Below are 12028 nucleotides of genomic sequence, written 5' to 3'. Positions count from 1 at the left end.
TTTAGCTTTTTCATCTGCTAGAGCTTGAGTTGCTTTATCTAGTTCGTCTTTTGCTGTTGCTTCATTAGTTTTTGCATCAGAAAGTTTTTTGTTTAGATCAGCTGTTTTTGCTACCTCTGCATCAAGTTTTGCTTTTGCATCACTAACTGCTTGAGTTGCTTTATCTTGCGCTGCTTTTGCATCTTTAGAAATTTTAACTAAGTTTGGTGTTTTAGCATTTTCTTTATCTAACGCTTGAGTTGCTTTATCTAGTTCGTCTTTTGCCGTTCTTTTGTTTTCTTTAGCAACTAAAAGTTTTTCATTTAAGGATTTGACCACCTTAGTCTTAGCTGCAATATTTGTTTCTGTATGTTTAATTTTTTTGTTAATTTCTTTTATTTTTTTATCAATCGCATTCAAATTATCCTCAATTTTTTTTGAGTTAATCTTTTCAATTTCTCTTCATGTTTCAATTGTATTTTTGTTAAATACTTTTCCCAAGAAATCTTCAAGTTCCTTTTTAAGGATTGTATCTCCTTTTTTTACTTTTAGAGTTTTGGTAATATCTAATAATTTAACAGGAACAAATTTATTTTGTTTTTTATTAAAAGCCACATACTTTTTAAGTATGTCATTAATATTCTTTTCTATTTCCTTTATCTTTTTATAAGTTAAAGAATCAGCTTTAGGCGTATTTATGTTTGGCAAGTTTGTTTTTAATTTCTTATCTTCAAAAGAAGTTGCAGTCGTCGATTTATGATTATCTTTCTTTTTTAATGTAACGGCTGTCCCCACACCAATAGTACCTAAAGATGCTAATGATATTGCTGCCATTATTGCTGTTTTACTTTTTTTATTCATTTCTCTCCTAACCTTTCAAAAAATCGCCAAATAAATTGAAAGTGTCCTTTTTTAAATTAATGTATTAATATTATTTCATTAAATTATATAATAGTTTTCAAATAAAACCAAATTGCGAACATTGTAATTTCATGCCATGAGTGAAAAAATGTAAAAAATGGATTACCAAGGATATGTAACTACCCCTGAAGTTAAACTGCTTATTTTGAAGGAATTTTCAATAAAAAAAATGCCATAAGCATTATTCTTGATTATCATATCTCTGAGATGAGAATAATTCAAAATCCCCTTCTTCTTGTCCTTCTTCGAATTCTGAAAGTTTTGGCAACTCTTTAAGCGAAGAAATATTAAAGTAATCATAAAATTTAGCAGAAACCTTATATAAAATTGGTCTACCTGGTGTCTCAGCAACTCCAGCTTCTTCTATTAAACCTTTGATCAGTAGTGTATTAACAACTGCTTCAGAAGCTACACCTCTAATGGTATTAACTTGTGATTTAGTTATTGGTTGTTTGTAAGCTATTATTCCTGCCGCTTCAATAGCAGCATTAGAAAGCCTTTGTTTCTTTTCATTTGTAACTAATTCCGATATTTTGTCATGAAGCTCAACTTTAGTAGCGAACTTGAAGTGGTCTTTGTATTCAACAACCATCATCCCATGATCTTCGCTATTTCATTCTTCCATAAATTTTTGCATCTCTTTACGTGCTGTAGGAGTATTCATTTCCTCGTAAATTGAAGCAAATGATCTCGGAGTCAATCCCTCATTACCTTTTACATATAATAATGCTTCTATAATTTTACGCATCTAAACCTCCCTTGATTATTTTTATTGTAGCGAATTGTTCGTCTTGTTTTAATGTTATTTCTTGTAACCTAGCCATATCTAAAACAGCCAATAAAGTTACTGCAAAGTGTTTTAACGTTGGCACACTAAACACTTCTTCAAAAGATAATTCATCTTTTGTATCTAAAAGAACTCTTAATTCTTCCGCTCTTTCTTCAGGTGAAATATTAATTGAAGAAATTGTTCCACTTCTAAATTTTGCGGCGTTTGTTCTTTCAAACATTTTTCTTAATGCCATTATTAGTTTTATTGGATCAGATGAACCATCTAATTTTGTTTCATCAATAGGTTTCTCGAATGTTCTATATTCTTCGTGATTCTTAATATGAAGTTTTTTACGTTCCTGTTCTTTTTCTTTTAAGATTTCAGAAAATTGTTTGAATTGTTGATATTCAGCAAGTCTTTGAACTAATAAATTCTTATCTTCTTCATTTTTAGCTTCTTCTTTTGGATTCTCCAAGAGCATCCTTGCTTTAATTTGCAATAAAGTTGCAGCCATTACTAAATATTCAGATGCTATATCAATATCTTTCGCTTCCATTTCATTAATAAGTCTTAAATAATCTGTAGCAAGTTCCGCTAAGTCGATTGAAAATAAATCCATCTTCTTATCTTTTACTAATTCAAGTAAAAGGTCTAATGGACCATTATAGTTATCTAAATTTATTTGATATTCTTTTTCTTGCATTTATTGACCTATACTTCCTATACTTCTTGTTCTCTTACTGATTTTTCAGTGGCGTCGAATTCTTTATAATTTTTTTGAACTTTTGCTTTAACTCTTTCTGCTATTTTTTCATTTGGTTGTCCCATGAATGTCATAGGTTTGATTGGTTTACCGAAAATAACTTCAACATGTGTTTTACCTTTTCTATCGAAGTTAGCACCCTTATATGAATTATTAATTGTTACTGGAATAATAGGAACAAATTCTTTTTTAGCTAATCTGAAAGCTCCTGTTTTAAATTCCTGAAGTTTCCCTGTTTTTGTTCTTGTTCCTTCTGGGAAAATAACCATCAAGTCACCATTTTCCTTAGCAAAGTTCCCCATGGCATCTAGTTGTTTTAATGATTCTCTTGTATTTTTTCTATCGATAAAAAATGTATTAGTTATTCTTCCTCATCCTCTGAATGACTTTTTATCCATAACTTCTTTTTTTGCTAAGAAAACAGCTTTTTTATGTTTAACATCAGCTTCACCTGTTTGTTTTGCAAGTGCAGCAACTACACAAACCGGATCAATTCATGACTGGTGATTTGGTACTAATAATGCTGTTCCTTTTGGAAGGTTTTCATATCCCTTGATATCTAAAACAACATTAAATCCTTTAAGTGTTTTTTGAGCTCTTTTAACAGCTATGTTTCATTTATATTCATTTGAGAATCTTTCTGGATCCTTCAATGATTTTTTGTGTATTCTATTTGCTCTATGACCTTTGAATAGTCAATAAGGTGTAAGTAACCCAACTTTTATTTTTAATAATGACATTTATTTCTCCTTGTTTATAACCATGGCAATAACTAAATCTTCTTCATCGGATGTTGAAATTTCAAATCCTTCGAATTCATATCTTCCGAAATTTTTTTCAATTTCCATATGTGGATAATTTCTTAAAGAGTTATCAGCTTTAAAAAGAGCTTCTTTAATCGCTCATCTTGTAGCTATGAATTTTGTTTTGTTATTAGATAACTCAAATAATTCAAATTCTTTTTCAGTTAAAATACGCTTCGCAAATTGAAGCTCTTTTTCTTTGAATCTTGAAACTTTTGTTAAGTCGATGCCTATCATGTATCAATTATACCTTAAAGGTATTCAATAGATATGTATAAAATCGATTTTAATCTTTATAATATAAGTTATGAAAGCAATATATAAAGACCTTAAAATAATTGGAGCAGACGAAACTGGTGTTGGAGATTACTTAACTCCATTAGTAGCAGCAGCCGTTTTTGTACCTCCTCAATACATCTCTAAATTAGAAGCGATGGGTATTACAGACTCAAAAAAACTTACAGATAAAAAGATTTTAGAATTATTTGAAAAAATAAAACCTTTAATTAAATCAAGTGTTAGACACCTTTCACAAAAAGGTTATAACAAATTGAACACTTCATTTAATGCTCATGAACTAAAAACAATAATACATTTACAAGCGATTAACGCTGTTGAATCAAGGGTGGACAATATCGATTTAGTTATATTAGATCAATTTGTTAATGAAAATTCATTCAATAAATATGTTTCTAGATTAGAAAAAAGTTCATTGGATATTCCCCCTATCAAAAGAGAATTAAAAATGGTAACAAAAGGAGAAATGGAACATGTATCTGTTGCTGCTGCTTCTATAGTTGCTAGAGCTTATTTCTTAAAAATGATGGAATCTCAAAATAAAAGATACGATATGACTTTTCCTTTAGGAACAAATGATCGTGCTGTTACTTGCGCAAAAGAATTTGTTAATAAATATGGAGCAGAAAAATTAAATGAAGTTGCTAAGTTATCATTCAAAACAACAGAAAAAGTAATCTAAACGGATTACTTTTCTTTTATAATTTTTTTATGAATATTTATCCTCCAAAAGAACTCATACATAACTATAAGATTGATAGTCCAAAAGTTGTGATACTTGGACAAGATCCTTATCACCAACCAGGTCAAGCTAATGGGCTTGCGTTTAGCGTTAATCCAGGTGTTAAATTACCACCTTCACTAAAAAATATATTTAAAGAATTGAAAAGTGATTTAGGTATAGAAAGAACATGTGGAGATTTGAGCGATTGAAAAGACCAAGGAATAATGCTTTTAAATACATCCTTAACAGTCGAAGAAGGTAAACCTGGTTCGCATATCTTGAAATGAAAAAAATTTACAACTAACTTAATAAGTGAATTAGGAAAAGAAAAAGACATTGTATGGATTCTTTGAGGGAATCATGCAAAGTCATTCAAGCATTTGATTGAAGGTCACATCCTCGAATCATCACATCCTTCCCCATTAGGTGCAAGACATTCTTTCTTTGGTTCCAAACCTTTTTCAAGAACAAATCAACTCTTAAAAAGTATGAATAAAAAAGAAATAAACTGATAATTAAAAAAATAAAGCGAATGCTTTATTTTTTAACGTTATCGTAAAACTCTTTTGGAACTGGTGCTTCAAATTTCATTAATTCCCCATTAGGGTGTGTTAACTCTAATTTATAAGCATGTAATCTTTGTCCAAAGGAATCAATCCCTGTTCCATATAGAGGATCCCCGATTATTGGGTGTCCAATGTAAGCTAAGTGAACACGTATTTGGTGTGTTCTACCTGTTTCAAGTTCACATCTAACTAAAGTTGTATTTTCCATTACTTTCTCAATGAATACGTGTGTTTTAGCGTGTTTTGAATTTTGTCTTTGAACCGCCATTCTTTGACGATGTTTTACATCTCTACCAACTGGAAGGTCGATATGAGTAACCTCATTTGTAACCCTCCCTTTAACTAAAGCCATGTATGTTCTTTTTACATCATGGTCTTTAATTTGTTGTGCTAAGAATTGATGTGATCTATTATTCTTTGCTACAACTAATAATCCTGAAGTATCTTTATCAATACGGTGTACAATTCCAGGTCTAACTTCACCATTTATATCTGATAATTGACCCTTGAATCTATACATCAATCCATTTACAAGTGTTCCATTTGGATGTCCAGGAGCGGGGTGAACCACTAATCCTGTTGGTTTATTTACTACAATTAAATCATCATCTTCATAAATAACATCAATCTCCATCTCTTCTGCAACAACGTTCATTTCTCTTTGAATTACTTGTGTTACTTCAATCTCATCATTTTCTTTAACTTTAAAGTTTGCCTTTCTTACTGAAATACCATTAACGTTAATGGCATGACCTTTAATTAATGTTTGAATGTCAGTTCTTGAAATTGCAGTATTATCTGCAATGTATTTGTCTATTCTGTCTGTATATCTTGCTACTAGTTTTTCCATGTAAGTATTATAAAGAAAAAGGCGATACTTCGCCTATTTATTTACTTTATTAATTTCTTTATTTTTTATTTTTTCGGTATTTTTAATTTCTTTTTCTTTTTTTATTTCTTTATTTTGTTTAGTTTCTGTATTTTTAGTTGCTCAGAAGTCTTTTTTGTTTTCTGAAGATTCAAAAGTTTTCTTCTCTTCCTTAGAATCCTTGAACATACCGATCAATAATCCGATAGCTGCTATTGGAGAACCAAACACAACTTCTATATCTGCAATATTATAAGTACCTTTATCGTGACCTGGGTTATATATTCAATCTCTAACGTAATGCCCTCCATTAGTGTCTATCAACATATATCTATCCATGATATTACCCAATGCTCCAGAAGCAATCAAAGAGAAACCGAATACCATAATCTTATTTTTACTAAATAATGCACTTAAAATAACTAATATAGCAATTAAAGATGTGATAGTTTGAACCCCTCCGTATGGAATGGTACCTTCACCCAATGAAGAAAACATACCGGTGTTTGTAACCAATCTCATACCGAATAATTTTCCTTCGGAAACAAGCACAGCACGATTACCAAGAGAATCAATAACTTCAGGAGTTGACTTTGAAAACGCATATATTTTAGTGAATTGATCTATACCTATGAAAATACTTAAGGTAAACACTAAGATAATGGCATTACGCATCAGTAATTTCTTATCAATTTTTTTGATTATATTTTTAAAGAAAAATTTCATAAACAAATTATATAAGAAAAAAAGCCCTTATTTATTAAGAACTTTATAACATCTAACGCATAATTCATCTTTTATTTCGTTTACATCGATGTGATTTCAACATCTTGGACATTTAACTGTTTCGAATGTTTCAACTTTAATTTCTTCACCAAATTCCACTTTAGCAACAATTAACAATTGTTGTAGGTTTAAAGTTTTTAAGAATTCGTTATCTGTATTAATAATTACTTTCGCTTCATTTCTACGTCTAATTAGACCTTCTTTTGTAGCTTCTTCTAATTTTTTATTAACTTCATCTAATAATTCAAAGTAAGCATTTCATTGATTAAATACTTCCTCATTCACTGATTCAACTTTAAAGAATTCTTCTAAATGAACTGATTCTTTTTCAGGGTTCATTAATTGGAAAAGTTCTTCTGTAGTTGTTGGGAGAATAGGTGCAAGAGTGATTATTAATGTATTTAAAATATTGAAAATATTTGTTTGAATCATTCTTCTTTCAGTTGAGTCTTTCTCATCAGCATAAAGAACATCTTTAGCGAATTCAAAATATAATGATGATATCTTGATGATGAAATTATTAACAATCTTAATCATCTTATTGAATTCAAATGCTTCATAACTCTCTTTAATTTGATTTTTAACTTTTTTGTGTAACTCTGCAATATATGCGTGGAAACCTGTTGGTTCCACCATCATTGAAGAATCAAAATCAAATAAATTACCGTGCATGAATCTCATTTTTGTTCTGAAATTTCTATAAATATCAATATTTTGTTTGATGATTTCAGCTGAAATAGTAACGTCTGATGTGAACTCTGAGTTTGCTGCTCACAATCTTAAAATATCGGCACCATTTTTACCAACAATCTCTTGTGGTGATACAACATTACCTTTAGATTTAGACATTTTATTACCTTTACCATCTAAAACAAAACCATGAGATAACAATTGTTTGAATGGTGATACTCCTCTATAAGCAACTGAGTTAATTAATGATGAGTTAAATCATCCACGATATTGATCAGAACCTTCTAAGTATAAATCAAATGGTGCTTCTTCACCTTCAGGTTTAACTGCGATAGAAGATGAACCGGAATCAAATCATACATCCATAATATCCATTTCTTTTGTGAAACCTTTACCTTGGAATTTAGTTGGTAATAGTTCATCAGCAGATTTTTCTCATCAAATATCTGAACCATGTTCTGCAACTAATTCGATAACATTATCAAATATTTCAGCGTCGATAACAGGTGTTTCCCCATCATAAAATACAGGAATTGGAACTCCTCAAGTTCTTTGTCTTGAAATTGTTCAATCATCTCTATTTTCTATCATTTGAGAAAGTCTTGCCACACCTCATTCGGGGTGTGATTTAACTTTTGATAATTCTTCTAGAATCTGTGATTTGATTTTTGAAATTGAAACAAATCATTGAGGAACTCCTCTATAAATAATAGGTTTGTGTGTTCTTCAATCATGTGGATATGAATGTTTCATGAATTTAAGAGAAAGAAGTCTTCCTTCGGCATCAAGTTTCATCCCTACATCTTTATTGGCATCTTCATAGAAAATACCTTCAAGTTCTCCAGCTTCCTTATTAAATTTACCATCACCTTCAACATGCATAATCATGTCTAATTTGAATTTTTTCCCGATAATGAAGTCATCTTCACCAAATAAAGGAGCAATATGCACTAGACCTGTTCCAGATTCCAATGTTACATGGTGCCCTTCAACAACAGGTGCAGTTAATTCTGTTTTAACTGGACGTTGATATTCAAGACCTACTAGTTCTTTACCTTTAAATGATTTTAAAACCTCGAATTCTTCTCATTTTGCAGCTGCTGCTAATGAATCTAATAATTGTGTTGCAACAACATAAGTATTACCATTTGCTTTTACTGTTGAGTATTCAAATGACATACCAACCGCAATACCAGAATTAGCAATCAATGTTCATGGAGTTGTAGTTCATATAACAAGCTTTTCACCTGCGGAAATTGTTTCATTTCCCTTAACAACATCTAATGCCACAAAAATTGAAGGAGATCTGTGATCAGCATATTCAACTTCTGCTTCCGCTAATGCTGAACGTGATGATGGTGATCAATAAACTGGTTTCAACCCTTTGTAAATTAATCCATCAAGTGCCATTTTCTTGAAAAGTTTTAATTGATTAGCTTCGAAATTCTTATCAAGCGTTACATATTTTTCAGAAAGATCTGATAATAAATTTAATGTTTTGAATTGAGCTTCTTGTCTTGCCACTTGTGTTAATGCATATTTAGCAGCTTCTTTTCTTAACATCACAGGATCAAAGTCATCAGCTTTCTTATCCATAGTTTCCAACATTTTATTTTCAATTGGTAATCCATGTGTATCTCACCCTGGAGTATAAGGTGCATAAAAACCATTCATTGTTTTATATCTAACAATAATATCTTTTAGTATTTTATTTAAAGCATGCCCAATGTGTAAATCACCATTTGCATATGGTGGTCCATCATGTAAAATGAATCTTTGGTTTTCTTTATTTTTAGCTAATGCTTTTTTGTAAATTTCTTTCTTCAATCATTCTTGTCTATATTTCGGTTCTTTCTCAACTAGTCCAGCTTTCATACCAAAATCTGTTTGTGGCATGTTTAAGGTTTCTTTGTAATCTTTTTTCATATTTTCCTTTTCAAACAAAAAGAGTCCGTATTAGGGGCCAACGTACCACCCTAATAGGACTCTTTAAGTGTTCGTAACGTGAACAAAACGCTTTTATGAGACTCTGAAGTGATATTCTCTTTACATTCTTGATTGGTTTGCAGCTAACACCAACTCTCTTAGCAAGAATAATAAATGAACTTGTCTTCGTCATTGTTATATTTAATTTATAGTTTTATTTTAGCATATTTTAAAAGAAAAAAATACTATATTACATAGTATCTTTCATATGTTTTGATGGTCTAAAATCCAAAATCTTTCTCGTTGGAATGGTAATCATTGATTTTTTATGTGGATTGTAACATTGTTTTTCTGGTTTTTCTATAATTTCAAGAACACCAATTTTATTTAAATTTACCTTTTTACCAGCTTTTAACTCGTGAATAGCTAACTTAAGAAATTCTTCAATAATTTCTGTAATTTCTGTTTGTTTGTATTCTAACTTTTTGGCGATATCAGCTGACATCATTTTTTTGTTAGTCATTTATTCCTTTCTTAATTCTCTCTTTTGTAAATATTATTATTAGCGTTAATAACTTCACATAAGTAATTCTACATTGAAACTAAAATTTTAGTATGGAATTCCATTAAATGAATACAAAAAATAACAAAAAAGCACCCTATAGTGCTTTATTTTTGATTGCTGCTTGTAAGAATTTAGTGAAAATAGGATTATCTTTAAGTGGTCTTGCTGTGAATTCTGGGTGATATTGAACTCCAAAGAAGAACTTTTTACCTTTAACTTCACAAACTTCTGCAAGATTTGTTTTTTCATCGAATCCTGAGAATTGGAATTCATCATCTTCAATTTTTGAAACGAATTCTGGGTTAACTTCATATCTATGTCTATGTCTTTCAATAGCGTGGTCAGCTTCATAAATCTTCTCTGCAATTGACCCCTCTTTAATCAATGTTTTCGATTCCCCTAGTCTAAGTGTTCCACCGATACCATCAGTTTTCTTTTTACCTCTAATAAAATCAATAACGAATGTTCCTTTTTCCGAAATTTCAGATGTTGTTGCATCTTTAATACCTGTTCTTCTAGCTTGATCAACAGTCATTGCTTGCATTCCGTAACAAATACCAAATGTTGGATGATCGATATCTCTTAAGTATTTAGCTGTAATAACTTTACCTTCAAAACCTCTTTTACCAAAGCCTGGTAAAATCATCGCACCATTTGTCCCTTTGATTTTAGAAGCGATATTTTTAGCTGTGATATTATCCGCTTGGATTCACTTAAATTTAAGTTTTGTACCTGTATAATTAGCAGAAATTTTAAGAGCTTCAATAATTGACATATATGCATCTTCTAATTCTATATATTTACCAACCATAGCGATTGTAACTTCCTCTTTTTTCTCTTTGTTGATAAGTGCTACATATTCTTTTCAATCATCTAATTTAGGTCTTTTAACACTCATACCTAAGTGTCTAAGTATCTTATGCGCAACCTTTTGTTCTTCTAATGCTAATGGGATTGTATAGATATTACCTGCATCAGGAACAGAAATTACATGATCTTGAGGAATGAATGATGTTCTAGAAATTTTCTTATGAACTTCATCAGTAACTGGATTTGTAGATCTCATGAAAACCATATTTGGTTTAATTGAAAGTGATCATAGTTCTGACATTGAGAATTGTGCTGGTTTGGTCTTGAATTCTTTTGACGCTGTAAGGAATGGGATATATGTTGTATGTATGAAGAAACAATTTTCAGGTTCTTTTAAAAGCATACTTGCTAATGTTCTAAAGAATGATTGAGATTCAATATCTCCAACAGTACCACCAATTTCCGTGATAACAAAGTCAGCTTTAGATGTTCTTCCACCTAGTCTTATTAAATGTTCGATCTCGTCTGTCATGTGAGGAACAATTTGCACTGTTTTACCACCAAAGTCTCCACGTCTTTCTTTATCCATTAATCTTTTGAAGATTTGAGCTGTTGTATAGTTCGAATGTTTAGAGAATTTTTCATCAATAAATCTTTCATAGTGCCCAAGGTCTAAATCTGTTTCTGCTCCATCAGCTGTTACGTAAACTTCACCATGTTCATATGGAGACATTGTTCCTGGATCCACATTTAAATATGGGTCAAATTTTTGAACGAAAACTTTATACCCTCTTGCTTTTAATAATCTCCCCACTGAAGCGGCTGAAACTCCTTTTCCTAAACCTGATAAAACTCCACCTGTTACAAATATATATTTTGCCATTATTTCTCCTTAATTATGCTTAAATTCGCTAATTTCAATAAGAATATTATACACATATTTATATGTGTTAAGAATCATTTATTCAAAGTGTGAAAAAAAGATAATAAAAAAAGAGTAACCATGTGGCCACTCTTTCTTATAAAAGATTCTTATGTGAATCCAACTTTCCAAAAAGTTCGATATTTTTTTAATCAAACTTATAAGTAGATTATTTAAATTTCTATAGCTTCGAGACATCGCTAATCTTGAAATTTTAATTATCTTCTTAAGAATGCTGGAAGATCGTCATCGTCATCTTCCGGATCATCAAACGGTGTTGTGTTTGTTAATTCGCGTTCATCTGTTATTGACAGTTTATCCTCTTCAGGCAATGGGTTAGTAACAAGTATTTCTCTTGTTGCTTCATTCTCAAATGAGATTTCCATTGTTTCAACTGCTTTAGCAACTTCAGCCTTTATTTCTTCTTCTGATAATTTTGGTTCTTTATCATTAAGCCCTGTAGCGATAACTGATACATAGATCTCATCACCTAGGTTTTCATTTACTGAAACCCCAAAGATAATGTTTAGATCTTCACCAGCCGCTTGTTGAATTGTTGCAACAGCTTGGTTCGCGTCGTCAAGTGTTATGTTCCCACCAGATACGTTAATAATCGCATCTGTTGCTCCTTTAATA

12 protein-coding genes and 1 pseudogene are annotated in these 12028 nt (G+C 30.8%); 2 read left to right on the top strand and 11 right to left on the bottom strand.

What is annotated here, in order from left to right; translation table 4 throughout:
* From C4B25_RS02770 to C4B25_RS02750, 5 genes are all read right to left on the bottom strand, one after another.
* The coding region (locus C4B25_RS02770) for a hypothetical protein (protein WP_131613536.1) at positions 1–840 on the bottom strand (840 nt) is incomplete at its 3' end.
* 241 nt (positions 841–1081) lie between these two features.
* Positions 1082–1648 (bottom strand): SMC-Scp complex subunit ScpB, encoded by a 567-nt coding sequence (gene scpB / locus C4B25_RS02765; RefSeq protein ID WP_131613535.1) that lies wholly within the window; start codon positions 1646–1648, stop codon positions 1082–1084.
* A complete protein-coding gene (locus tag C4B25_RS02760; RefSeq protein ID WP_131613534.1) occupies positions 1641–2375 on the bottom strand; it encodes a segregation/condensation protein A in 735 nt (244 codons plus the stop codon). Before C4B25_RS02760 ends, scpB begins: the two co-directional genes overlap by 8 nt.
* A 17-nt stretch (positions 2376–2392) precedes the next feature.
* Positions 2393–3175 (bottom strand): lysophospholipid acyltransferase family protein, encoded by a 783-nt coding sequence (locus tag C4B25_RS02755; protein WP_131613533.1) that lies wholly within the window; start codon positions 3173–3175, stop codon positions 2393–2395.
* Entirely contained in the window at positions 3176–3475 is a 300-nt protein-coding gene (locus tag C4B25_RS02750) for a 4'-phosphopantetheinyl transferase superfamily protein (protein WP_131613532.1), read from the bottom strand.
* A gap of 70 nt (positions 3476–3545) precedes the next feature.
* On the opposite strand from C4B25_RS02750, the gene C4B25_RS02745 reads away from it, so the two are divergent.
* Together C4B25_RS02745 and C4B25_RS02740 are read left to right on the top strand one after the other, a co-directional pair.
* A complete protein-coding gene (locus tag C4B25_RS02745) occupies positions 3546–4217 on the top strand; it encodes a ribonuclease HIII (RefSeq protein ID WP_131613531.1) in 672 nt (223 codons plus the stop codon).
* 29 nt (positions 4218–4246) lie between these two features.
* On the top strand, positions 4247–4774 hold the full coding sequence (locus tag C4B25_RS02740; protein ID WP_131613530.1) for a uracil-DNA glycosylase: 528 nt from the start codon (positions 4247–4249) through the stop codon (positions 4772–4774).
* Positions 4775–4796: 22 nt separating this feature from the next.
* On the opposite strand, the gene C4B25_RS02735 is transcribed toward C4B25_RS02740, so the two are convergent.
* The 6 genes and pseudogenes from C4B25_RS02735 to C4B25_RS02710 all read right to left on the bottom strand — a co-directional run.
* Positions 4797–5675, bottom strand: coding sequence for an RluA family pseudouridine synthase (locus C4B25_RS02735; protein WP_131613529.1), 879 nt, complete (start codon positions 5673–5675; stop codon positions 4797–4799).
* Between the two features lie 33 nt (positions 5676–5708).
* Positions 5709–6419, bottom strand: a complete 711-nt coding sequence (locus C4B25_RS02730; RefSeq protein WP_131613528.1) for a signal peptidase II — start codon at positions 6417–6419, stop codon at positions 5709–5711.
* 27 nt (positions 6420–6446) lie between these two features.
* Complete coding sequence (gene ileS / locus C4B25_RS02725) at positions 6447–9095, bottom strand: isoleucine--tRNA ligase (protein WP_131613527.1); 2649 nt, start codon at positions 9093–9095, stop codon at positions 6447–6449.
* Between the two features lie 250 nt (positions 9096–9345).
* The gene (locus C4B25_RS02720; RefSeq protein ID WP_131613526.1) at positions 9346–9618 is read right to left on the bottom strand and encodes an HU family DNA-binding protein; all 273 of its coding nucleotides are present in this window, start codon (positions 9616–9618) and stop codon (positions 9346–9348) included.
* Positions 9619–9754: 136 nt separating this feature from the next.
* Positions 9755–11353, bottom strand: a complete 1599-nt coding sequence (locus C4B25_RS02715) for a CTP synthase (RefSeq protein ID WP_131613525.1) — start codon at positions 11351–11353, stop codon at positions 9755–9757.
* Positions 11354–11610: 257 nt separating this feature from the next.
* Positions 11611–12028, bottom strand: a pseudogene (locus tag C4B25_RS02710) (hypothetical protein); the annotation flags it as partial.

The sequence above is a fragment of the Mycoplasma todarodis genome (assembly GCF_004335995.1).
Classification (GTDB): Bacteria; Bacillota_I; Bacilli_A; order Mycoplasmatales; family Metamycoplasmataceae; genus Mycoplasma_K; species Mycoplasma_K todarodis.
The sequence above is the reverse complement of the archived record's forward strand: the minus strand, read 5'-3'. Positions and strand labels throughout refer to the sequence as shown.